The sequence below is a fragment of the Streptomyces sp. NPDC058371 genome (genome assembly GCF_042723265.1).
Classification (GTDB): domain Bacteria; phylum Actinomycetota; class Actinomycetes; order Streptomycetales; family Streptomycetaceae; genus Streptomyces.
Map to the genome: position 1 here is coordinate 176,862 of NZ_JBHXJC010000009.1, position 23,072 is coordinate 199,933.

General features: G+C 71.1%; 21 protein-coding genes. 7 read left to right on the forward strand and 14 right to left on the reverse strand.

Going from position 1 to position 23,072, the window contains the following annotated elements; translation table 11 throughout:
* Positions 1 to 85 precede the first annotated feature (85 nt).
* The 8 genes from ACFWM2_RS25475 to ACFWM2_RS25510 all read right to left on the reverse strand — a co-directional run bounded on the left by ACFWM2_RS25475 (position 86) and on the right by ACFWM2_RS25510 (position 8,395).
* Positions 86 to 1,489: an amino acid permease gene (locus ACFWM2_RS25475; RefSeq protein WP_383284194.1), complete on the reverse strand. Its 1,404-nt coding sequence runs from the start codon at positions 1,487 to 1,489 to the stop codon at positions 86 to 88.
* A gap of 164 nt (positions 1,490 to 1,653) precedes the next feature.
* Positions 1,654 to 2,547: a TauD/TfdA dioxygenase family protein gene (locus ACFWM2_RS25480; protein WP_383284197.1), complete on the reverse strand. Its 894-nt coding sequence runs from the start codon at positions 2,545 to 2,547 to the stop codon at positions 1,654 to 1,656.
* 14 nt (positions 2,548 to 2,561) lie between these two features.
* A complete protein-coding gene (locus ACFWM2_RS25485; RefSeq protein ID WP_383284200.1) occupies positions 2,562 to 3,947 on the reverse strand; it encodes an LLM class flavin-dependent oxidoreductase in 1,386 nt (461 codons plus the stop codon).
* Positions 3,944 to 4,684 carry an ABC transporter ATP-binding protein gene (locus ACFWM2_RS25490; RefSeq protein WP_383284202.1) on the reverse strand — a complete coding sequence of 247 codons (741 nt, stop codon included), beginning with the start codon at positions 4,682 to 4,684 and terminating at the stop codon, positions 3,944 to 3,946. Before ACFWM2_RS25490 ends, ACFWM2_RS25485 begins: the two co-directional genes overlap by 4 nt.
* The gene (locus ACFWM2_RS25495; RefSeq protein WP_383284204.1) at positions 4,660 to 5,514 is read right to left on the reverse strand and encodes an ABC transporter permease; all 855 of its coding nucleotides are present in this window, start codon (positions 5,512 to 5,514) and stop codon (positions 4,660 to 4,662) included. Before ACFWM2_RS25495 ends, ACFWM2_RS25490 begins: the two co-directional genes overlap by 25 nt.
* Before the next feature lie 5 nt (positions 5,515 to 5,519).
* Positions 5,520 to 6,602, reverse strand: a complete 1,083-nt coding sequence (locus ACFWM2_RS25500) for an ABC transporter substrate-binding protein (protein ID WP_383284207.1) — start codon at positions 6,600 to 6,602, stop codon at positions 5,520 to 5,522.
* 323 nt (positions 6,603 to 6,925) lie between these two features.
* Entirely contained in the window at positions 6,926 to 7,078 is a 153-nt protein-coding gene (locus ACFWM2_RS25505; protein WP_383284210.1) for a hypothetical protein, read from the reverse strand.
* Between the two features lie 54 nt (positions 7,079 to 7,132).
* The gene (locus ACFWM2_RS25510; protein ID WP_383284212.1) at positions 7,133 to 8,395 is read right to left on the reverse strand and encodes an ROK family protein; all 1,263 of its coding nucleotides are present in this window, start codon (positions 8,393 to 8,395) and stop codon (positions 7,133 to 7,135) included.
* Between the two features lie 637 nt (positions 8,396 to 9,032).
* Here ACFWM2_RS25510 and ACFWM2_RS25515 point away from each other — a divergent pair.
* Positions 9,033 to 9,608: a biotin transporter BioY gene (locus tag ACFWM2_RS25515; RefSeq protein ID WP_383284215.1), complete on the forward strand. Its 576-nt coding sequence runs from the start codon at positions 9,033 to 9,035 to the stop codon at positions 9,606 to 9,608.
* A gap of 19 nt (positions 9,609 to 9,627) precedes the next feature.
* Here ACFWM2_RS25515 and ACFWM2_RS25520 read toward each other — a convergent pair whose 3' ends face one another.
* Together ACFWM2_RS25520 and ACFWM2_RS25525 are read right to left on the reverse strand one after the other, a co-directional pair.
* On the reverse strand, positions 9,628 to 10,989 hold the full coding sequence (locus tag ACFWM2_RS25520; protein ID WP_383284218.1) for an FAD-binding oxidoreductase: 1,362 nt from the start codon (positions 10,987 to 10,989) through the stop codon (positions 9,628 to 9,630).
* Positions 10,990 to 11,120: 131 nt separating this feature from the next.
* Complete coding sequence (locus ACFWM2_RS25525; protein WP_383284596.1) at positions 11,121 to 11,831, reverse strand: LPXTG cell wall anchor domain-containing protein; 711 nt, start codon at positions 11,829 to 11,831, stop codon at positions 11,121 to 11,123.
* 232 nt (positions 11,832 to 12,063) lie between these two features.
* Between ACFWM2_RS25525 and ACFWM2_RS25530 the strand changes: the two genes are divergently transcribed.
* Positions 12,064 to 14,088, forward strand: coding sequence for a protein kinase (locus tag ACFWM2_RS25530; protein WP_383284599.1), 2,025 nt, complete (start codon positions 12,064 to 12,066; stop codon positions 14,086 to 14,088).
* Between the two features lie 130 nt (positions 14,089 to 14,218).
* Here ACFWM2_RS25530 and ACFWM2_RS25535 read toward each other — a convergent pair whose 3' ends face one another.
* The gene (locus ACFWM2_RS25535; protein WP_383284221.1) at positions 14,219 to 15,697 is read right to left on the reverse strand and encodes an amino acid permease; all 1,479 of its coding nucleotides are present in this window, start codon (positions 15,695 to 15,697) and stop codon (positions 14,219 to 14,221) included.
* A gap of 228 nt (positions 15,698 to 15,925) precedes the next feature.
* On the opposite strand from ACFWM2_RS25535, the gene ACFWM2_RS25540 reads away from it, so the two are divergent.
* Together ACFWM2_RS25540 and ACFWM2_RS25545 are read left to right on the forward strand one after the other, a co-directional pair.
* Positions 15,926 to 16,411 (forward strand): ribose-5-phosphate isomerase, encoded by a 486-nt coding sequence (locus ACFWM2_RS25540; protein ID WP_383284223.1) that lies wholly within the window; start codon positions 15,926 to 15,928, stop codon positions 16,409 to 16,411.
* A gap of 120 nt (positions 16,412 to 16,531) precedes the next feature.
* Complete coding sequence (locus ACFWM2_RS25545; protein WP_383284226.1) at positions 16,532 to 17,341, forward strand: Fpg/Nei family DNA glycosylase; 810 nt, start codon at positions 16,532 to 16,534, stop codon at positions 17,339 to 17,341.
* Between the two features lie 74 nt (positions 17,342 to 17,415).
* Here the strand turns inward: ACFWM2_RS25545 and ACFWM2_RS25550 are convergent, their stop codons facing one another.
* Positions 17,416 to 18,129, reverse strand: coding sequence for an SDR family NAD(P)-dependent oxidoreductase (locus ACFWM2_RS25550; protein WP_383284229.1), 714 nt, complete (start codon positions 18,127 to 18,129; stop codon positions 17,416 to 17,418).
* 173 nt (positions 18,130 to 18,302) lie between these two features.
* Here ACFWM2_RS25550 and ACFWM2_RS25555 point away from each other — a divergent pair, with 173 nt between their 5' ends.
* Positions 18,303 to 18,911 (forward strand): TetR/AcrR family transcriptional regulator, encoded by a 609-nt coding sequence (locus ACFWM2_RS25555; protein WP_383284232.1) that lies wholly within the window; start codon positions 18,303 to 18,305, stop codon positions 18,909 to 18,911.
* Positions 18,912 to 19,129: 218 nt separating this feature from the next.
* Here ACFWM2_RS25555 and ACFWM2_RS25560 read toward each other — a convergent pair whose 3' ends face one another.
* Positions 19,130 to 20,359, reverse strand: coding sequence for a GNAT family N-acetyltransferase (locus tag ACFWM2_RS25560; RefSeq protein ID WP_383284235.1), 1,230 nt, complete (start codon positions 20,357 to 20,359; stop codon positions 19,130 to 19,132).
* Positions 20,360 to 20,520: 161 nt separating this feature from the next.
* Between ACFWM2_RS25560 and ACFWM2_RS25565 the strand changes: the two genes are divergently transcribed.
* Complete coding sequence (locus ACFWM2_RS25565) at positions 20,521 to 21,693, forward strand: PP2C family protein-serine/threonine phosphatase (RefSeq protein WP_383284238.1); 1,173 nt, start codon at positions 20,521 to 20,523, stop codon at positions 21,691 to 21,693.
* Between the two features lie 290 nt (positions 21,694 to 21,983).
* The gene (locus tag ACFWM2_RS25570; protein WP_383284240.1) at positions 21,984 to 22,805 is read left to right on the forward strand and encodes an ABC transporter ATP-binding protein; all 822 of its coding nucleotides are present in this window, start codon (positions 21,984 to 21,986) and stop codon (positions 22,803 to 22,805) included.
* Here ACFWM2_RS25570 and ACFWM2_RS25575 read toward each other — a convergent pair.
* A complete protein-coding gene (locus ACFWM2_RS25575; RefSeq protein ID WP_383284243.1) occupies positions 22,784 to 23,071 on the reverse strand; it encodes a hypothetical protein in 288 nt (95 codons plus the stop codon). The genes ACFWM2_RS25570 and ACFWM2_RS25575 overlap by 22 nt on opposite strands.
* Position 23,072 lies beyond the last annotated feature (1 nt).

Here is a 23,072-nt window from a genome sequence, read left to right on the forward strand (position 1 = left end):
GCGCGAAAGGGCCCTCGCACGAAACCTCCTCCGTGCGAGGGCCCTTCAGTGCTGCCAGGTGGATGCCGGATGCCCGGTGCGCCGGTCAGGCGCGGGCGCGCGTCCGCTGCCAGGCGTAGCCGACGGCCGCCAGGAACAGCGTCATCGCGCCCGTCGAGTACAACTGCACGCGGGTGTCCGGCCGGCGGGCCATCAGGACGAAGATGGCGGCCATCGCGGCCAGCGCCACCCAGGTGAGCGCCGGGAACAGCCACATTCGTACGACCAGCTTCTCGGGCGTCTCGCGCTCCAGCCGGCGCCGCAGCCGCAGCTGCGAGACGGCGATGAAGATCCAGACGACCAGGATCACCGCGCCGATCATGTTCAGCAGCCAGGGGAAGACGTCGTCGGGCCGCCAGTAGCTGAGCAGGACGCAGCCGAAGCCGAAGACGGACGAGACGAGGACGCCGACGCGCGGGACGCCGCCGGAGACCCGGCCCAGCGCCTTCGGGCCCAGCCCGCGCGCCACCAGGGAGAAGGTGATGCGCGAGGCGCCGTAGACGTTGGCGTTCATCGCCGAGAGCAGGGCCACGAGCACGACCACGTTCATCAGCTGCGCGGCTCCCGGAATGCACAGGTGGTCGAGGGCGGCCACGTACGGGCCCTGCTCGACGACCGCCTTGGAGTCCCAGGGGACGATAGTGACGATCACGGCCATCGAACCGACGTAGAAGAGCGCGATGCGCCACATCGCCGTCCGCACGGCGCGTGCCACGCCCTGGACCGGGTTCTCGGACTCGGCCGCCGCGATGGTGACGGTCTCCAGACCGCCGTACGCGAACACGGACGCGAGCAGGCCGATGACGAGCCCCTCGCTGCCGTTCGGCAGGAAGCCACCCTCCCCGGTGAGGTTCGAGGCGCCGGGGGAGTCCGTGCCGGGCAGCACCCCGGCGACGGCCAGCACGCCGAGCACCAGGAACAGCGTGATCGCGCCGACCTTCAGTGCGGCGAACCAGAACTCGAACTCACCGAAGTTCTTCACCGCGGCGAGGTTGGCCGCGCAGAAGACGACCATGAACAGCGCCACCCAGGCCCACTGGGGCGTGCCCGGCAGCCAGCCGGTGACGATCTTCGCGGCGCCGATGCCCTCCAGCCCGACGGCCGTGCACAGCAGCACCCAGAAGGACCAGCCGGCGGTGAAGCCAGCCCACGGCCCGATGGCCCGCTCGGCGTGCGCGGAGAAGGAACCGGAGGAGGGATACGCGGCCGACATCTCGCCGAGCATCCGCATCACCAGCATGACGAGCAGGCCGGATACGGCGTAGGCGATGACGATCGACGGCCCGGCGGCGGCGATGCCCGCACCGGAGCCGACGAACAGGCCCGCGCCGATCACACCGCCGAGGGCGATCATCGACAGGTGGCGCTGCTTGAGTCCGTGCGTGAGCGGTTCCGCGGGGGCGGAGGTGACGCCGGCCGACGGGTCGACGTCGGGTGCGGTCCGAGACATGGGCGCGGGTGGTCCGTTACGTGAGACGGGGCAAAAACGCCCACAGTCTGGGCAGCCTCTCCACTTGGAGGGAGAGGCTGCCCACTATACGGACGGGTGCGCTACGGACCGTAAGGGCCCGGTGGCGCGGGGAGACCTGCGAGGCCGGGCTCCGCGGCCGAGGATCAGGCCGCGACCGACGTGTAGTGCGAGGCGTCACCCGCGATCGCGTAGCTCTCCTTGCCCGCGATGCCCACCGGCACGTCACCGGCGACCGTCACCCGGTGCAGGCGGCGCGGCAGCCCGTCGTAGTTGTCGATGGCGTAGTGCTGGGTGATCCGGTTGTCGAACAGGACGAGCTGGTTGGGGGACCAGCGCCAGCGCAGGATGTTCTCCGGCCGGGTGACATACGCCTGGAGCAGGTCGAGGATCTTGCGGGACTCGCCCACCGAGAGGCCCACGATCCGCTGGGCGAAGCCGCCGATGAACAGCCCGCGCTCACCGGTCAGCGGGTGGACCCGGACGACCGGATGGGCGGTGCGGTACTGGATGGACGTGAACTGGGCGCGCTGCTCCGCCTTCTCCGCGTCGATCTCCTCGTCCGGCACCGCGTAGTCGTAGTCGTTGGTGTGCTCGGCCCACAGGGTGTCGGCCAGCAGCCGCAGCGGGTCGGGCAGATCGCGGTAGGCGGCCGCCGAGTTGGCGATCAGCGTCTCGCCGCCGTACGGCGGGACGACGAGGCTGCGCAGGGTGCTGGCCTGCGGCGGGTTGAGGACGAAGGTGACGTCGGTGTGCCAGTGGTTGGCGCGGCCGCGCTCGCTGTCCACGGGGAGCACGTTCGGGGCGCCGTCGACGGCGGGCACGGTGGGATGGGCGGTGGTGAGGTCGCCGAAGTGGCGGGCGAAGTTCTGCTGCCCCTCGTCGTCCAGATCGACGTCGTCGAAGACGAGCGCCTTGTGCTGGTTGAGGGCGTCGCGCAGCGCGGCGACGGTCACGTCGTCCAGGGGCTTGGCGATGTCGACGCCGGACACCTGGGCCCCTATGTGGGCGGTGACCTTGCTGATCTCGATATCGGTCATGGGAGGCGGTCCTTTCAGCGGGTGGCGAGTGCGGGGGACGCGGGTCCCCCCTGTTCGAGACGGGCCGGGAACTCGGCGGAGTACTGGTTGGCGGGGCGCGGAAGGCCGTAGCGCTCCCGCAGGGTCTGCCGGGGGCCGTACTCCGTGCGCAGCAGGCCGCGGTCGCGCAGGATCGGCACGACCTGGTCGACGAAGAGTTCGAGGCCGGACGGCAGCAGGGCGGGCATGATGTTGAAGCCGTCGGCGGCACCGCCCCGGAACCACTCCTCGATCGCGTCGGCGACCTGCTCGGGCGTGCCGGTGAAGGTGAGATGGCCGCGTCCGCCGCCGAGCCGGCCGATGAGTTCGCGGACGGTGAGCCGCTCGCGCCGGGCGAGCTCCACGACCAGCGTGTAGCGGCTCTTGGCCCCCTCGATGGCGCTCTCCGGCGGCAGATCGGCAGGCAGTTGGGCATCCAGGCCGAGAGCGCCGGGCTCCAGGTGCAGCAGGTGCGCCAGCCGGCGCAGCCCGTGCTCGTAGACGATGTGGTCCTCCAGGACGGCCTCGTGACGCCGGGCCTCGGCCTCGGTGGAGCCGATCACCGGGACGATGCCGGGGAGGACCTTGAGATGGCCGGGATCACGGCCGGCCGCGCTCGTACGGGACTTGAGGTCGGCGTAGAACGCCTGGGCGTCTGCCAGGGTCTGCTGGGCGGTGAAGACCGCCTCCGCGTACCGGGCCGCGAACCGCTTGCCGTCCTCCGACGAGCCGGCCTGCACCAGGAGCGGGTAACCCTGCGGCGTCCGGGGCACGTTGAGCGCGCCCTCCACCTGGAAGTACGTCCCCCGGTGGCGCGGCGGATGCAGCCTGCGCTCGTCGCCCCAGACCCCCGCCGCCTTGTCCGCGACGATCAGGTCGTCCTCCCAGCTGTCCCAGAGCTTGAGCGCCACGTCCAGGAACTCGGCGGCGCGTAGGTAGCGGGTGGCGTGGGCGGGTTCGTCGTCGAGGCCGAAGTTGCGGGCGGCCTCGGCGCCGGCGGTGGTGACGATGTTCCAGCCCGCGCGGCCACCGCTGATGTGGTCCAGGGAGGCGAACCTGCGGGCCAGGTTGTAGGGGGAGTTGTAGGAGGTGGAGGCGGTGGCGATCAGGCCGATGTGCTCGGTGGCCGTGGCCAGCGCGGTGAGCAGGGTGATGGGTTCGAGGGTGCCGGAGGGGCGCTGGCCGACGCTGTTGAAGAGGACCGGGCCGTCGGCGAGGAAGAGCGAGTCGAAGGTGCCGCGTTCGGCGATGCGGGCGAGGTTGACGTAGTGCGCCAGGTCGACGCTCGCGTAGGGGTCGCTCTCGGGCAGCCGCCAGGAGGCCTCGTGGTGCCCGGTGTTCATCAGGAAGGCGTTGAGGTGCAGTTGGCGTGGCGTGGTCACTTGTGGTCCTCCGTGACGCCCAGTGCGGCGAGCAGACGCTCGCGGTACTCGCCGAGCAGTGGGTCGCGATACGAGCGGGGATGCGGGGGTTCGATGGTCAGGTCGAGGCCGATCCGGCCCCGGTCGAGCACCAGGACCCGGTCGGCGAGCACGATCGCCTCGTCCACGTCGTGGGTGACGAGGAGGACGGAGGGCCGGTGGCGCTCCCAGAGCTCACGCAGCAGGACGTGCATCCGGATCCGGGTGAGCGCGTCCAGCGCGCCGAACGGCTCGTCGGCCAGCAGCAGTTCGGGCTCACGGACCAGCGAGCGGGCCAGCGCGGCACGCTGCGCCTCCCCGCCGGACAGCTCGTTGGGCCAGGCGCGCTCGCGCCCCGCGAGCCCCACCTCGGCGAGGGCGGCGCGACCGCGCGCGTCGGCGTCCTTGCCCTCCTCGCCGAGCAGGACGTTGTCGAGGATGCGGCGCCAGGGCAGCAGCCGCGAGTCCTGGAAGACGACGGACACCCGCTCGGGGGCGGCCAGACTCCCGCTGCCGGCGACCTTGTGGTCCAGTCCCGCGACGGCCCGCAGCAGCGTGCTCTTGCCGGAGCCGCTGTGCCCGAGCAGGGCGGTGAACTGGCCCGCCGGAAGGTCGAGGTCGATGTCGTCGAGGACCTTGCGGCCGTCGAAGGAGCGGGTCAGCCCGCGGAGTCGGACGGCGTGCCGCAGGGGGGTCAGCTGCTCAGCGTGCGTCGCCATGACAGCACCTTCCGTTCGATGAGACGGACCGTGCTGTCGGAGACCAGGCCGAAGACGCCGTAGATCAACAGGCCGACGAGGATGATGTCCGTACGGCCGTAGTTCTGGGCCTGGAACATCATGTAACCGAGGCCGCTGGTGGCGTTGATCTGCTCCAGGACCACCAGGGACAGCCAGGAGCCGGTGACCCCGAGCCGGAGTCCGACGAAGAAACCGGGCAGCGCGCCGGGGATGACGATCTCCCGGACGAACCGCACCCTCGACAGCCCCTGGACCTCCGCGAGTTCGACGTACCGGTGGTCGATGCCGGACAGCGCGGCGTGCAGGTTCAGGTAGATCGGGATGTAGACGACGATGGCGATGATCGCGATCTTGAAGGTCTCGCCGATGCCGAGCCAGAGAATGAACAGCGGGATCAGACCGAGCGTCGGGATCGCCCGGTTGAGCTGCACCGTCCCGTCGATCAGGGCCTCGCCGACCCTGCTGAGCCCGGCCGCGAGTGCCAGCAGTACGCCGGCGGTCAGACCGAGGGCGAAGCCGTACGCGGCGCGCTCCAGGGACGTGAGCACGTCGGTGGGGAGCGTGCCGTCGGTCCACAGCTGACCGGTGGTGCGTACGACCGTCCAGGGGGCCGGGATCGCGCCCGGGTCCAGTTGCCCGGCGGCGGACGCGACGGCCCACAGGGCGACGAAGAGCGCGGGCCCGATCAGCCGGGAGGCCGGCAGGCGTTTGCCCGGCGCCAGACCCCGGCGTTGCCTGGCGCGCTGCGGCCGGTCGTCGCTCTGCTCGACCGCGGGTACGGGTATCGCGGCGGTGGTAGTGGTGGTCATGGCCGTCACTTCCGATACGTGGCCGGGACGGCCTTGGCCGCGAGGCCCTCGAAGCGCCGGTCGAAGAGCGAGCCGACCTTGAACCCCTTCACGAAGCCGCCCTCCGCCAGCAGGTCGGCGGTCTCCTGCTCCCACTTGACCGCCTCGTCCCAACTCGGCGGGAACAGCGGCTTGTTGGCGAGCTCCGTGATCGACCGGGCCTGGGCCAGGGTGAGGTTCTGGGTCTTGACGTAGAACTCCTCGTTCCAGGCGTCGGGGTGTTCGTACGCCCACACCTGGCCCTTCGCCCAGCGCGGGATGTACGCGGCGACCGCGGCGGCCTTGGCGGAGTCGGCCAGTACGGAGGTGGGCGCCCACAGCAGGTTGAGGAGGTCCACGACGTCCGTGGTGATCGTGTGCGCGCCCTTGGCCCCGTACTGCTTGAGGTAGGCCGGGGACTGGCTGTTGGCGAGCGGTGCGATGTCCACCTGGCCCGCCTGGAGCGCGGTGAGGAACTGGTTGCTGGTCAGCGGGACGAGATCCACCTCGTCGTACTTCAGCCCGGCCTTCTTCAGCGCCCGCAGCAGGACCACACCCTGGGCCTGGCCCTGCGAGAACGCGAGCTTCTTGCCCTTGAAGCCCTGGACGTCCTCGATGTCGCTGCCGGGCTTGGTGGCGAAGAGGTAGTTGGGCTTGCGGGTGATGTTGATGGCGACGATCTTCGCGTCGTAGCCCTGGTAGTGCGCCTGGATCGGCGGGATGCCCGCGTTGTTGGCGACGTCCAGGGACTTGGCGCGGAAGGCGTTGATGACGTCGGGGCCGGCGCCGATGTTCACCCAGTCGGAGACGGTGAAGGGCAGGTCGGTGAGGCCCGCGAGCTTGAACTCCAGCTGCTGGACGCCCTGGTACGAGGCGACCTTGAGCTTCGTACCGGACGGGACCTTGTCGGCCAGCGGGGCGGCTATCGACCCCTTGGAGCCGGATTCGGCGGCACTGCTGCCCGCGCAGCCGCTGAGCCCGGCGGCAGCGGCGGCCGCGCCGAGCAGGGAGGACAGGAACAGCCGTCGGTCGACACCGGACACGGACGAGGACGCGGGCAGTGGTGGCATGGGAGGACTCCGTGAGTTCAAGAGGCAGGAAAACGCGCGGAATTCCGGGCAGGGCGAATCCAGAAAGGAAAAGTGCGCGCAGGAGAAGGCACACGCCGAAGGCGCGTCAGCGCGGTCCGCGGCGGCGGAATGCGAAAAGGGAATGGGGTGCTGAAGGGCGGCGGCGCGGGGGAGTGCCGACAGGGCCGGCCTTTCCGGGACACCGCCGGGACACGGCCGAGCGCTGTCGGGAGGCGACCGGCGCTTCGGAGCGTCCACGTCCCGGCAGCTCGCGCGTCGACGCAGGGCGCGTTCGCGAGCCGACGAGTCAGCAGGTCAGCGCGTCAGCAACACAGGGTGCGGGCGACCCGCATCAGGTCGACGACACGGCACTTGGTCAGCGGAACCTGTCGCGACGGCGACAGCGCGACACCGGCCGTCCGGTCGCGGCCCTGCCGCAACCGGATCACCGGGGAAAAGTCCTGCGCGCTGCTCATACAGAGAATGCTGCTGGCCGGGCGCGACCCCTGTCAACATTCGGATTTTCTGAATTAATTCGTCCCCGGTGACGCGATCGCTTCCCGCCCGCCGACGTGGTCGACCGGGCCATGATGAGGCGCCAGGGGATCCCGGTAGAACTCGTCGAGAGCCACCGAACCGCCCGCCACGGCCAGCACCGAGTCCGGGAAACTGGTCGGTACGACCGCCGCGGCCCGGTCCGCCCCCACCTCGTCGCGCAGCGCGCCCAGGCAGTCCTCGCGGTGGATGACGCCGACCTCGGTGACGACGACCGTGTCCGGGTTGAGCACATCGAGCAGCAGCGCCGCCGCCCGGCCGACCAGCCGGGCCCGCTCGACCAGCAGCCGTACGGCGTCCGGGTCGCCGGCGGTGGCCGCGGCGAGTACGTGCATCGGGTTCACCGTGTCGACGACGCCCGCCTCGCGGGCCCGCCGGCACAGCGTCCGTTCGCTCAACTCGGCCTGCAGGCAGCCGGTCCGGCCGCAGTCGCACCGCTCCGTGCCGCCCGCGAGCGGCAGATGGGCGATCGCCCCGGCCTGGGAGCGGGGCCCGTGGTGGACCTCGTCGTTGGTGGCGAAGGCGGCGTCCACCACGTTGCCGACGAACAGATGCAGCACGCTGCGGCTGCCCCGGGCCCGTCCGAACAGCCGCTCCCCGTTCACCAACGCCCGCGCGTGCCCGTCCACATGCACCGGCAGCCCGGTGCGCGCCTCGATCACCTCCCGCACGGCCACGTCACGCCAGCCCAGCAGCGCATGCTCGACGATGGTCCCGGAGTCCCGGTCCACCCAGCCGCCGGTCGCCACGCCCACGCTCAGCGGGGTGACGCCGGGGGCGTCCGCCAGCAGGGCCTTCAGTCCGTCGACGGCGTTCGCCAGCACCCGCCCCGGCTCGGTGCCGGAGTGGGCCAGCCGCCGCTCGGCGACCACCCGGCCGCGCAGATCCAGCAGCGCCACCGTGGTGTACGGCACCGCCACATGCACCCCGCCGACGACGAACCGGGAGTCGTCCAGGTCGACCGGTACGTGCGGGCGCCCGACCCCCTTCGACCGCGGGGGCGCCGGAGCCTCCCGGATCAGGCCGAGCACGGCGAAGCGGGCGCAGTAGTCCGTCACCGACGCCGGGGAGAGGCCGGTCAGCCGGGCGACCGTGCTGCGGGCCACGGGCCCGTGCTCCAGCACGCACCGCAGGATCACACTGGCGCTGGTCCTGCGCCGGTCGCTGTCGACGGCCCGCCGTACCGGCGCGGGTGCCCGACGGGTGGGTGGAGGGGATGGTGCCAGGGAGCGGGGCATGGGTGACTTCCTCGGAGTCGGTCCGACACTGCGCCTTCGTCTGCTCGGCGAGCCGGATCCGCTCCGCCCCGCCTCACACCGGAGGACAACAGGTGGCCGTGCCCTGGCGCCGCAGGTCGACATAGCGACGCGACGCGAAGTCTTCAGCCTGAGCAACCATGACGCGAAGCGTAGGCCCTGCCGGGCGGATCCGGCCAGGGGTGGGTTCGCCCCTGGCGTCCCAACCTGGGGCTCCGCCCCAGACCCCGCTCCTCAAACGCCGGAGGGGCTGGATTCTTGCCCCGGGCGGACTTCGAAGACTGTGCCCCACGGGAGAGATTTTCAGCCCGTCCGGAGTTTGAGGACGAGCGCGTCAGAGCGATGCGCGGGTCCGGGTGCCGGCCCCCGGTACGTGACGGGTAGGGGCGGCGGGGGCGAGAACAGTTGGTGGGACCCCACAGTCGAGCCGCACCCACCACCGTGGACAAACCGACCCGACCTCAGTGACCAGCATCACGCCCGCAAGGGTGTACCCGCCTCCCTTTGTCAGAAGGCCACCAACCCCACGCGATCCACTTTGTGGACCGCTGCCGGTGATCCCCCAAGTGCCCTGGGATAGCGTCACGATGTCCCGACCATGCGCCCCGCCGGAGTCCCCATGAGCACCGCAACCGCCCCCGCCCACCCCCGCGAGGTCCTCGCCGACCTCCTCCCCGCCTCCCGCGTCAGGGACATCGCGCTGGTCCTGGGCGGAGCCGCGCTCACGGGCCTCGCCGCCCAGCTCTCCGTCCCGGTCCCGGGCTCGCCGGTGCCGGTGACCGGCCAGACCTTCGCGGCCCTCCTCGTCGGCACGACCCTCGGCGCGCGCCGCGGCCTGTTCTCCCTCGCGCTGTACGCGCTGCTCGGCCTGGCCGGCGTCCCGTGGTTCGCCGGCGGCGCCTCCGGTGCCACCGTGTCCTTCGGCTACATCCTCGGCATGCTCCTCGCCGCCACCGTCGTGGGCGCCCTCGCCCGCCGCGGTGCCGACCGCTCGGTCCTGCGGACGGCGGGCGCGATGCTGCTCGGCGAGGCGATCATCTACGCGGTCGGCGTCCCGTACCTGGCCGTCTCCGCCGACATGTCGTTCAGCGCGGCGATCGCGGCGGGTCTGACCCCGTTCCTGATCGGCGACGCCCTGAAGGCCGCCCTGGCGATGGGCGTGCTGCCCACCGCCTGGAAGCTCGTCAGGCGCTGACGTGCGGGGCGCCGGCGGTTCATGAGCCGTCGGCGTCCGCGACGTTGTAGTTCCTGCGGAAGAGGTTCGCCGGGTCGTAACGCGACTTCAGCCCGGCGAGCCTCGTCCGCGTTCCGGGCCCGTACAGCCCGTCCGTGCGATCGCCCGCGCCGAACGCGAAGTTGAGGGCGCGCCCGATCGTCCACGGTGCCAGCAGTGCGAACGCGGGGTCGAGTCCGGCCCGTGCCGTCGCCCGGTCGGCCATCGTCAACAGCCGTACCAGGAAACGTCCTTCGCGGTAGGGCACCGAGTTCGGCGCGGCCTCGGCCAGCGCCCCGCCCAGATGGTTGATCTGGACGACGCACATCGTGGGCGCCTCGGGACCGGTCAGGGCGAGCAGCCCGGCCACCGCCTCGACATCCAGCTCCCGCAGCACCGCGCTGTCCCCGTAGTACGTGTGCGGGAAGTCCGGATCGCTGTGGATGGTGTGGCTCTCGGCGTACGGCATCTCGCGCAGCGAGTCGGCGAGCACCGGACCGGCCTCCCGCAGCGGGGCGACGAGCCGCTCGCCCTCGGCGCCGGTGTGGGCGACCCGTACGGAGACGACGTACCGTCCGCGCAGCCGCGGAGGAACCGCCGGGATGTCCGGGTAGGGCACCGCGGCGAACGACGAGGTCAGCGTGGACGGCACGGTCCGCGTCCAGCGCTCGTACGCCCGCAGGACGGCCGCCGGGTCGACCTCGGCCGCGTCGAAGGAGAGCGAGCCGCCGTACAGCCGGGCCACGGGCACCAGGTCGATCTCCAGCTCCGTGACGACGCCGAAGTTGTGACCGCCGCCGAGCAGGGCCCAGTACAGATCGGGGTCCGACGCCGGTGTCACCTGGCGCAGCCGCCCGTCGGCCGTGACCACGTCCAGCGCCCGCACATGGTCGGCCGCGTAGCCGAACTCCCGGGCCAGGATGCCGAGTCCACCGCTCAGCGTGTACGAGACGGCGCCGACGCCGGGTGCCGAGCCGTTCAGCGGCGCCAGCCCGTAGGGCTCCGCCGCCGCGACGACCTGGCCCCAGCGGACGCCCGCCTGGACGCGGACGGTGCGGGCCTCCGCGTCGACCCGCACCCCGTCCATGCGCCGCGTGGTGATCAGTACGCCGCCCTCGGCGTCGCCCGGCAGACCGTGCCCGGTGGCCTGGACGCCGACGGGGAGCCCTTCCGCGGCCGCGTACCGCACCGCCGCGACCACGTCCTCGGCCGAGGCCGCGGCGAAGATCACGGCGGGCCGTTGTGTGAACCCGGTCTGGAATCCGGCGAGTTCGTCCTCGTACCCCGCGTCACCGGGCCGCAGGACGAGCCCACCCGTGGGGTGCGGGGTGCCGGTGTGATCGGTTCCGTCCACTGTGTTCATGGATCACATCGTGGCCGCATTACCTGACAGTTGCCGTCAGGTTTTCCACGGGGCAGGCAGCGGACGGCCGGGGTGCCTGGCTCGGCACCCCGGCCGTGTGTGCCGGGTGGCGGTCGGGTGCGCGCCGAGTGCTACTGAGGGCGCCGGCGGACCCACCACAGGCCCGCCGCCCCCGCCGACAGGAGCGCCGCGCCGGCCGCGCCGAGCGGCAGGACGTCGCTTCCGACGCCGGTCTTCGGCAGCTCGTCACCGCCGGGTGCCACCGGCTTGTTGTCGGTGCCGAGGAGCAGCGGGGTGGCCGGCGCGTTCGGTGACGGGTTCGACGTACCGAACGGGACCGGGCCCTGCTGCCAGAACGTCTTCTTCCCGGCGCTGTCCTGGACCGGCAGACAGATCTTTCCGGATTTGTTCACATCGAAGGTCGCGTCCACGTCGTACGACTTCGACTTGCCGGCCGCAAGAGTGCCGACCGCGCAACTGAAACCACTGTTCGATCCCTCCGGAAGATCCGCGGAGGCAAGGGCGGAACAGCCCTTGACGTTCTTGACCTGCAAGCCGTCGAAACCGACCACCAATAGCCGGATCGCGCCGCTTTTCTTCGTCCCTTCATTCTTTACCGTGGCGGTAATTGCCGTTTTCTGCGAGCTGTTGTCGACCGAGATCTTCTCGGGCAGCTGCGTGGTCAGCTTCACGCCTGCCGGTGCCTCGTCGACGGCCTTTCCCCCCTTGCTGCTCCCTGGCCCCGTGTCATCCGCGACGGCGGTGCAGGAAAGGATCATCACGGCCGAGAAAGATGCCGTGAGCAGCGATCCTGCGATGGTCGTCGTACGACGAGAACTCATGTTCGTCCCCCTTGGCTGCGCCTGAATTCGCAGTACTTGAAGAGGTACCACAAGATTTCTCCGCACTATGCTGGTACGACCTGAAGTGTGACCATTGTGGTTCTGGTGTTACAGACGTTTGTGGCGGGTGTTGAGGGGGTGCAGGGGATTGCCGGGGAATGCGTACGGTGGTGTTCCGGGATTATTGGTGACGGGTCGATACCGGCTGGTCGAGAGCATCGGCCAGGGGGGAATGGGGCGGGTGTGGCGAGCCGTCGACGAAATGCTCGACCGGCTGGTGGCCGTCAAGGAAATGCGGATCGACGGACTCGACCTGGAGGACACCCGCACCCGCCGGGAGCGCACGCTGCGCGAGGCCCGCGCCACGGCCCGGATCGACCACCCCAACGTCGTCCGTATCTACGACGTCCTGGACGAGGGGGAGCGGCTGTGGATCGTCATGGAGCTGGTCGCGGGCCGCTCCCTCGAACAGATCGTGGTGGAGGACGGCCCGCTCGGCCCCCGTGAGGCGGCGCGGCTCGCACTCGGACTGGTGGCGGCGCTGCGTGAGGTGCACGCGGGGGGTGTGCTGCACCGGGACATCAAGCCGGGCAACGTCCTGGTCGAGCGGCGCGGTCAGCGGGTCGTGCTCACCGACTTCGGCATCGCCGCGATGCAGGACGCGGAGGCGCTCACCATGGTCGGGATGCTCGTCGGGTCCCCCGACTACATGGCGCCCGAGCGGGTGTCCGGCCGTCCGCAGGGCCCGCCGTCGGACGTGTGGTCCCTGGGCGCGACGCTCTGCGCGGCCCTCGGCGGCCACTCGCCGTTCTCCCGCTCGACCACCCTGGCGACCCTGCACGCCGTCCTCTACGAGGAGCCCGAACTCCCCGCCTCGGCCGGTGAGTTGACGGACATCCTGGCCGCCCTCCTGGAGAAGGAGCCGGCCGCCCGCCCGGGCCTGGAGGACCTGGAGGCGGCGCTCGCACCGATCGCGGACCTGCCGCGACAGCCCACTTCGCGGCAGTCCGCCACCCCGCGACAGCCCGACGCCGAGCCGCCTGTCCCGCGGCCGTCCGTTCCGCGGCCGTCCGTTCCGGGGTCGCCGGTGTCGGAAGTGCCGGTGGGTGAACGGCGTGTGCTCGATCCCCCCGTATCGAAGCCGTTCGTATCGGAGTCGCCGGTATCGGAGCCGCCCGTAGCGAAGTCGCCGGTATCGGAGCCGTCCGCACCGGAACCGCCGTCGTCCGGCGCATCGCTTTCTCCGGCCGCGTCGGCCCCGTCATCGCCGCCGCCCCCTTCGGATTCCCCCACGCAAGTCTTCGCGCGGCCCGACCCCGTGCAGGATGCGACACCGGTGCCACGCACGACATCCGTTGCACCGGCCCACGCCTCCTCCGAAGCGCCCTCCCAAACCCCCTCGGAAGTGCGCTCGGAGATCGGCACGCAGCCACGACGCCAGGCGTCCGCCAAGGTGCCGTCGACCGAACAGGCACCCACCGAGGAGGTGCCCAACGCGGCGGCGGCCGTGAGCCGCCTGCCGTCGGTGCCCGCGCCGCTCACCGGGCACCCGGCTGAACCGCCCGGCCCCGCCGCCCCGTCCACCTCGCGGCACCGCCGGCGCCGCGGGGGACTCGTCGCCGCGGGCGGTGTGGTCATCGCGGGAGCCGTCGCCGGACTCCTCATCGCGACGAACGGCGGAGCCTCCGACGACAAGACCGGTGCGAGCAGCGCGACCGCCGCGACTGCCGCGTCGTCCGCACCGTCCCCCTCGTCCGGCGGCGGCAGCGCGACCGGCAGCCCGTCGTCCCCCTCGACCTCGCCCACCGTCGACGGGACCTCGCGCCCGCCCAGCCTGCCGCCGGGCGCGCACCGGGAGGCCGGCGGGTTCGCGTGGGCGACGCCCGAGGGCTGGCGGCGTGATGTGAAGACAGGGGCCGAGGTGCACTACACCTCGCCGGACGGCAGGGAGGAGCTCGTCGCCAAGTCCGCCATCGCCCGCGGTGACCTGATGGAGACCTGGCGGACCTCGGAACTGAACGCTCACCGGGGGCAGGACTACCGGAAGATCCGGCTGGAGAAGACGACCTTCCGCGGCTGGCCCGCGGTCGTCTGGGAGTACACCTTCACCCTCCAAGGGGTGAGCTGGCACGCCCAGTTGCTCGGCTTCGACACCGACGGGAGGTCGTACCAGATCAACACCTGGTACCAGCCGGAGACGGCGGACGGGGCTCTCAAGACCTACAAGCAGGTCAAGAACAGCTTCACCGTCCTCTGAGCGAGCGCCCAAGCTGAACGCCAGGAGCCCCAGGAAGCCGTACGCGAAGACCCCGTACACAAAGAAGCGGTACACAGAGAAGGGCCCCGCGGCGAACACCGCGGGGCCCTTCACATCGAGAGGCGGAGCCTCAGGCGCCGGTCTTCACCGGTGCCTCGTCCCGCGGTTCGGGCACGCCACGCACCGGCGTACCCGCGCCGAGCTTCTGCCGGATCACCGCGATGACCAGCACCACGGCGGCGACGAGCAGGGACAGCAGGACGGTCTCCCGTCCGTCGTGCTCCGTGTCCGTCAGCATGTAGCCGAGCACGAAGACGATCAGCGCGGCCGTCGCCCAGGTGAGATAGGGGTACAGCCACATCCGGACGACGAGCTTCTCCGGCGCCTCACGCTGGATGATCTTCCGCATCCGCAGCTGCGAGAAGCAGATGGCGAGCCAGACGAACAGGGCCACCGCACCGGAGGAGTTGACCAGGAAGAGGAAGATGGTGTCCGGGAACTTGTAGTTGAAGAAGACGGCGACGAAGCCGAACACGACCGAGACGATGATCGCGGTCCTCGGCACACCGCGCGAGGTGGTCTTCGCGAACATCCGGGGCGCGTCCCCGCGCTCACCGAGCGAGAAGGCCATGCGGGAGGCGGTGTACAGCCCGGAGTTGAGGCAGGACAGCACCGAGGTCAGCACGATGAAGTTCATGATCTGACCGGCGTGCGCGATACCGAGGGAGTCGAGGGCGGCGACGTACGAGCCCTTGTCCTTGATGGACGGGTCGTTCCACGGAAGCAGCGCCACGACCACGAAGATCGAGCCGAGGTAGAAGACGCCGATCCGCCAGATGATGCTGTTGGTGGACTTGGTGACCGCGCGCTGCGGGTCCTCGGACTCGCCGGCCGCGAGGGTGGCGATCTCGCTGCCCATGAAGGAGAAGACGACCAGGAGCACACCGGTGAGGATCGCGCCGGGTCCGTGCGGCAGGAATCCGCCGTGGTCGCTCAGATTGCCGACGCCCGCCTTCTCGGCGTCGACGCCCGGCAGCACACCGAAGATGGCGAGTCCGCCGACGATGATGAACGCGCCGATCGCCACGACCTTGATCCCGGCGAACCAGAACTCGAACTCACCGTACGAGCCGACCGAGACCAGGTTGGTGGCGGTGAGCACGATCATCACGATCAGTGCCCAGCCCCACTGCGGTACGGCCGGCATCCAGCCTTCGAGGATCTTGGCGCCGGCGGTGGCCTCCACGGCCAGGACCACCACCCAGAAGAACCAGTACAGCCAGCCGATAGAGAAGCCGGCCCAGCGCCCGAGCGCACGGTCGGCGTGCGCCGAGAAGGAGCCCGAGGTCGGGTTGGCCGCGGACATCTCTCCGAGCATCCGCATCACCAGCACCACGAGCGTGCCGACGAGGGCGTACGACAGCAGGATGCCCGGGCCCGCGGTGGCGATACCGGAGCTGGAACCGACGAAGAGACCGGCTCCGATGACACCACCGATGGCGATCATCGACAGGTGGCGGTTCTTGAGTCCGGCCTGGAGGCCGCCTCCGGGTTCGCCGGGGCCGCCGGGGCCGTTTCCGGCCTTCGGCAGGGTCGACTGCGAGGTCATGAACGGAATTCCTTTGCGCCGGGTGAGCGGATTCCCGTACGAGCGGTGTACGGGGACTCGTACGAGCGGTGTACGAGCCGGTCCAGTGAATCGGAGGCGAATGAATTCGTGAACCTTTGAATCCGGATCGTTACTTGAGGTTTGCTTGAGGTTCTGTAGCGTTGCTCACAGTTTTCCGCGGCGGCACCCGGCGAGGCCGATCCGAAACAGCCGTGACACACTCGGGGCATGCGCGTGTACCTCGGCTCCGACCATGCCGGTTTCGAACTGAAGAACCACCTCGTCGAGTGGCTCAAGGCCGCGGGCCACGAGCCCGTCGACTGCGGGCCGCTCATCTACGACGCCCAGGACGACTACCCGCCCTTCTGCCTCCGCGCCGCGGAGCGTACGGCGGCGGACGCGGGCACGCTCGGCATCGTGATCGGCGGCTCCGGCAACGGAGAGCAGATCGCCGCGAACAAGGTCGCCGGGGTGCGTGCCGCCCTCGCCTGGAGCGAGGAGACCGCGTCGCTGGGGCGTCAGCACAACGACGCCAACGTGGTGGCCGTCGGTGCCCGTATGCACTCCCAGGACGAGGCGACGAAGTTCGTCGAGACCTTCCTGAACACCCCGTTCTCCGGCGACGAGCGCCACATCCGGCGCATCGACATGCTGTCCGCGTACGAGACCACCCGCGAACTGCCGCCGGTCCCGGCCCACCACCCGCAGCCGTAGGAATCAGCCCCTCCGGCGTTTGAGGAGCGGGGTTCGGGGCGGAGCCCCGTGTACGGGAAGGGCAGGGGCGGAGGGGGTGAGACCCGCTCGGCCGCAGGACAGTACCCGCAGGAGGACACCGTGCCCGAGGGGCACACGATTCACCGGCTGGCCGCGGACTACGAGGCCGGCTTCGGCGGCGAACGGACCCGGGTCAGCAGCCCCCAGGGCAAGTTCGCCGACGCCGCGGCCCTCCTCGACGGCACGGAACTGACCACCGCCGACGCCCACGGCAAGCACCTCTTCCTGGGCTTCCGTGCGGCGGACTGGATCCACATCCACCTCGGCCTCTTCGGCAAGGTCAACTTCGGCGGCGCCCCCGCACCCCCGCCCACCGACACCGTCCGCCTGCGCCTCGCGAACACCACGGCGTACGTCGATCTGCGCGGCCCCACGACCTGCGCCCTGATCACGGACGACGAGAAGCGGGCGATACACGACCGCCTGGGCCCCGACCCGCTGCGCCCCGACGCCGACCCGGCAACGGCGTACCACCGAATCGTCCGCAGCCGTACGACGATCGCCGCCCTGCTGATGGACCAGAAGATCATCGCGGGTGTCGGCAACGTCTACCGCGCCGAGGTCCTCTTCCGGCACGGCATCGACCCGTACCGGGCGGGCAAGGACATCACGCCCGCCGAGTGGGACGCGATCTGGGCCGACCTCGTGGCCCTGATGCGGGAGGGCGTCCGCCACAACCGCATCGACACGGTCCGCCCGGAGCACACCCCGGAGGCCATGGGCCGCCCGCCGCGCGTCGACGACCACGGCGGCGAGGTCTACGTGTACCGCAGGGCCACCCTGCCCTGCCACATCTGTGGCGGCGAGATCCGCACCGCCGGTCTCGCCGCCCGCAACCTCTTCTGGTGCCCGGACTGCCAGCGCCGGTAGTGCCGTGACCGGATGGTTTCACGCAGCGGATTCTGCGCCGGCGCGGAGATCGGAGCCGCGTGCTGACCTGTTCGTCAGGCGCGGGCGTGAACACCGATGCCTCCGGAGACGGTGAGGTTGTCGCCGGTGATGTAGCCGGCGGCCTCCGAGGCGAGGAAGGCCACGGCTTCGGCGATGTCGGCGGGAGTGCCGACGCGGCCGAGCGGGACGTCCCGAGCCCAGGAGTCGATCATTTCCTGGGAGACGCCCATCCTGCTGTACGCAGGGGTGTTGATCAGTCCTGGGCTGACGGCGTTGACGCGGATGCGGCGGGGGGCGAGTTCGAGCGCGAGGGACCGCATGAGGGGCAGCAGGGCGCCCTTGGCGGCTGTCATGGCGGCTCCGACCCCTTCCCCGGCACCCACGGTGAACACGACCGAGGCGCCCTCGCCGAGGAGTGGGAGCGCCTTTTGCAGGGTGAAGAAGTTGCCCTTGACGTTGATGTCGAACAGGGCGTCGAAGGCGGCCACGTCGGTTGACTCGATCGGGCCGGGACGGGAGACGCCCGCGTTGAGGAAGAGCAGGTCGAGGGAGCCGAATTGCCGGCGTGCCTGCTCCACCGCATGGTCGATGTCCGGCAGGGACTGTGCGTCGGCCCGGACGACCACGACGTCCTCGGGGAGGCCTGCGCCTGCGACATTGCCGACGCCGGTGACCATGACGCGGTAGCCGCGAGAGTGGAGCAGTTCGGCGGTCGCCTTGCCGATGCCGCTGGTTCCACCGGTGATCAAAGCTGCGGGTGCAGACATGGTGCGTTCCTTTGCTTGCTCTGGGGAGGTAGGGGGCGCGTCGGCGAGCGGGCCGGCCTGTGGAGCGTCGGCCCGTGCTGCGACGATCACCTGTGGCAGCGTACGCCTGGCTGGCAGTGACTGCCAAGTATGATGTGAGTGCCAGTCTGGCAGTGCTGGGTTAGCCTGGTGGCATGAAGAAGGAAGCCAGGACAGCGACGGGCGCGCCGACCACGCTGTGGGACCGGACACGGCAACTGGCCTCCGAGGAGATCCTCGGGACGGCTCTGCGCCTGTTCACCGAGCAGGGCTACGACGAGACGACCATCGCCCAGATCGCCCGGGAGGCCGGAGTCTCCCAGCGCACCCTCTTCCGCTACTTCGGCACCAAGGAGGACCTTCTCGGCGGCGACCAGGGCCGGTTCGGGCAGGTCCTGACGGACACGATCAGCGAACAGCCTGCCGAAGTCGGTGTCTGGGAGGCTCTGCGCGCAGGGGTTGCCGCCGTACTGGCTCTGCACGACAGCCGCGAACAGGCCCTGGAGCGGTTCCGTCTCCTGCACAACACCCCGTCGCTGCGCGCCGGTTGGCTCGAAAAGCGGCTGCAGTTCCAGGAGGACCTGCTGCCCCTCGTCGAGGCGCGTATGGACACTGCTGTCGGCAGCGCGGATCCCAGGGCCCGCGCGGTGATCGCGACGGCGTTCGCATGCCTGGATGCCGCATCGATGACGTGGGTCGGCAACGACGGCAAGGGCGACATCATGGATCTGTACGACGAGTGCCTGGCGGCAGTGCGCGGTTAGGACCTGTCCGGCAGGTCATGTGGCAGGTCGCGGGGTGTGGCACGCACATCTGCGCCGTGATCGACCGGGCCGGCCCTGACCGCCCAAGACGGCCGGCCACACACCGGTCTGTCGCACGCCGGGCGGCCACGCACCGGTCTGTCGCATGCCGGGCGGCCACGCACCGTTCTGTCGCACGCCGGCCGGCCGGACGCCGGTCTGCCGCGCGCGCGTCGGAATCAGAACCCGTGCGGCAGCCAGGGCGCCACCGCCGAGCCGAAGCCCACCGACGCCTCCGCCAGTGCACCCTGCCGCAGCTCCCGCACCAGCCCGGCCCCGGCGAGCGACGTCAGGGACGTACCGCCGAGATACACCGAGGCCAACTCCCGTACGGACAGGGCGAGATCAGCCGCCTCCTCCGTACGGACGCACACAGCGCCCTTCGCGTCGCCGGTCAGCCGCCAACGCCCCTCGTTCCAGGGGCAGAAGGCGTCCTCGACCTCGAACACCACGTCCACCGGGGCCTGATACGTCCGCGCCTCCAGCGCCGCGCCGACCTCGACGAGGCGCAGGTGCAGCGAGTCCACGACCCGCAGACTGCAGCGCCGGATGTCGGACACCAGGTGCTGCCATCCCTCGTCCACGGGACGGCCCCGGGTGCGCACCTTGGTCGTCAGGTCGAGGCCGAACAGGAACCGCCACAGCGCGGCGTGCACCGCCGGGTCGAGCCCCTCCAGGTCCTCCAGGGAGATCGTGGCGTCGTGCCCGGACAGGCTCCACCCGGGCGTGATCCGGTAGCGCGCGTAGCCCACCACCTCGCCGTCCCGCTCCGCCACCACACACTGCAGCGGCGAAGCACCGTGCCGCTCGCTCTCCGGGTCGAGCACCCCGAGCCGCTCCCAGCCCGGCTGCCGCGCCAGCATGCCCGGCCGGGTCGGCACCCCCCGCGCGTAGACGGCCTCGCACGCGTCCAGCACCTCGGCCGGCGCGGCGTACCGCAGACGTACGTCATCGGTGCCGGGCGGTACGGACAGCTTCACGCGCGCGGTGTCGATCTCGGCGTTGAGCTGAAGGGTCCCGACGCCGTAGCCGAACCGCCCGTAGATCTCCGGCTCCGAGGCGGTCAGGGCGGCCAGCGGTTCGCCCCAGGAGCGGATGTCGTCCAGCTGCCGGCGCATCATCGAGGTCAGTACCCCGCGCCGCCGGTGGGTGGCGGCGACGCTCACCATCGTGACGCCCGCGGTCGGCACCGAGGCTCCGCCGGGGACCGTGAGCCGGAAGACGAACGCGCCCGCGGTGCCCACGCACTGGTCGCCGTCCCAGAAACCCAGGGAGCGGTCGTAGTCTGTGAGCGCGTCGAACATCTCGCGCTCCTCCGACGACTCCGGTACGCCCCCGAACGCTCGGATCAGGTTGTCGTACCAGACGTTCCACTCGGTCTGCCGCAGCACTCGCACGTCAGTCGTCATGGGCCATGCCTACCAGGGGGATGCGGTCCGGGCGACGGAATTTCGGGCCGGTTACCGGGAGCGTTGGTCTGTGAATTTCTTCGTGAAGTTGAAGCCTCGGACGGGGGACAAGTGGGACCTCCCGTGCCAAGGAGCAGGTCCGATGGATAGGGTCCCGAACAATGGCAGCAGGACGAGAGCGGCGCGCGGAAGCCGAGACGTTCACGGCCCGGTGGAACAAGCAGTGGCACCGGGTCCGCACCGCCCTGCGTAGATCCGCCGTCGACTACTTCCGCGGGGACGGCTCGGACTGGGTCGCGCTGGTCGGGCTGCTGCTGACGATCCCGCTGATCGCCGCCACGACGCTGGTCAACTCCGTGTGGTGCTCGCCGGCCGCCCTGGTTCTGCCCATCGTCGCCGGGGGACTGGTGCTGCGCCCGGCCAGCCTGCTCGGGCTGTACGCCGCCGCGGCCACCGCGCTGATAGTGGAGTCGGTCGAGCTCGGCCCGTACACCCAGGGCCCGTCCCGGGTGACGCCCGGCGTGGTGCTGGTGGTCGCGGCCTGCGGGTTCTTCGGGCTGCTCATCGCGCAGTTCCGCAGCCGGGTCGGCGTGCCCTGGCGGCGCGGCGGCACGATGCTCTTCGACCTGCGCGAACGCATCCGCGTCCAGAGCAAGCTGCCGAACCTGCCGGCGGGCTGGCACCGCGAGATGGCGCTGCGCCCGGCGGGCGGGCAGTCGTTCTCCGGGGACTTCGTGGTGGCGGCCCGTACGAACGGCGGCCGGACCATGGAGGTCGTCCTCACCGACGTGTCCGGCAAGGGCATGGACGCGGGATCGCGTGCGCTGCTGCTGTCGGGGGCGTTCGGTGGTCTGCTCGGCTCGCTGCCGCCGCACGCCTTCCTGCCCGCGGCCAACGGCTACCTCCTGCGCCAGGACTGGGACGAGGGGTTCGCCACCTCCATCCACCTGGTCCTCGACCTGGACTCCGGGGACTACGAACTCTTCTCCGCCGGGCACCCGCCGGGTCTCCAGCTCAGTGCGGGCAGCGGCCGCTGGGAGGAGAAGGCCGCCGAAGGGCCGCTCCTCGGGGTGTACGACGGGGCCCAGTTCGACCCGGTCAAGGGCTCGCTGCGCCCCGGTGACGTGCTGATGCTCTTCACGGACGGTCTGGTGGAGACCGCCGAGCGGGACATCGTCGAGGGCATCGACCGGCTCACCGGCGAGGCCGACCGCTATGTCGCCGGCGGGTTCCACGGCGCCGCCTGGCACCTGATCGAAGCGGTGGCGAAGGACGTCAACGACGACCGGGCGCTGCTGCTGATCTGCCGGGAAGGGCCGACCGCCGCGCGCTGACCGTCGCCGGTCGCTGATCGCCGGTCGCCGCGCGCTGACCGTAGCCGGTCGCTGATCGCCGGTCGCCGCGCGCTGACCGTAGCCGGTCGCCGGTCGCCCGTCGCTGGTCACCGGTTGTCCGTCGCCCGCTGACCTGCGCCGCGGCCGGGGACCGGGTGCCCGCACGGGCGCCGGGGGTGGGGTTCTCCCCACCTCAAGTCTGCGGCCGCCCTCATGGTCCCGACAGACCCCGTTTCCGTACGTTCGAGAGGTCAGCGAGATCGGACGTCACGGAAGGACGGGACCCCACCATGGGCCTGCGGAAGAAGCGCCACGAAGACGCGGGCGCGGGCCCGGACGGTGACCGCGTGGGCCCCGGCGGTGACTGGGCCGTCGAACTGCACGGCGTACGGCGGCAGTACGGCCGCGGTGGCTCCGCCGTGCACGCCCTGCGCGGTATCGACCTCGCCCTCGCCCGCGGCAGCTTCACCGCCGTCATGGGCCCCTCGGGCTCCGGTAAGTCCACCTTCCTGCAGTGCGCGGCGGGCCTGGACCGGCCCAGCGCCGGGACCGTACGGCTGGGCGGTACGGAGATCACCGGCCTGAGCGAGAACAAGCTGACGGCCCTGCGCCGCTCGCGCCTCGGCTTCGTCTTCCAGGCGTTCAACCTGCTGCCGTCGCTGACGGTCGAACAGAACGTGGTGCTCCCGATGCGCCTGGCCGGACACCGCCCCGACCGCCGCAGCGCCGCCGAGGTGCTCGCCCAGGTCGGCCTCCAGGACATGGGCCGCCGCCGGCCGGGACAGCTCTCGGGCGGCCAGCAGCAGCGCGTCGCGATCGCCCGCGCGCTGGTCACCCGCCCCGACGTCGTCTTCGCCGACGAGCCCACCGGCGCCCTCGACACGACCACGGCCGCCGAGATCCTCGGCCTGCTGCGCCAGGCGGTCGACGGCCTCGGCTCCACCGTCGTCATGGTGACCCACGACCCCGCGGCCGCCGCCTGGGCGGACCGCGTCCTCTTCCTCGCCGACGGCGCGATCGTCGACCGCCTGGAGCGGGCCCCGGCCGACCGGATCGCGGCCCGGATGACGGCCCTCACCGCCGCACCGACCTACCTGGGAGCGGCAGCCTGATGCCCGTCCTCGTCGGCGTGCACGCACTGCCTGTCCTCGTCCGCGGGCACGAAGCGACCGCTTTCGGCCGCGGGCACGAGCTGCCTGTTCTCGTCCGCGTGCACGAGCTGCCTGTCCCCGACCGCGGGCAGGCACTGCCTGTCCCCGGCCTCGGGCACGAACCGACCGCCCCCGTCCACGGGCACGAACCGACCGCTTTCGGCCACGGGCACGAGCTGCCCGTCCCCGACCGCGTGCACGAGCTGCCTGTCCCCGACCGCGGGCACG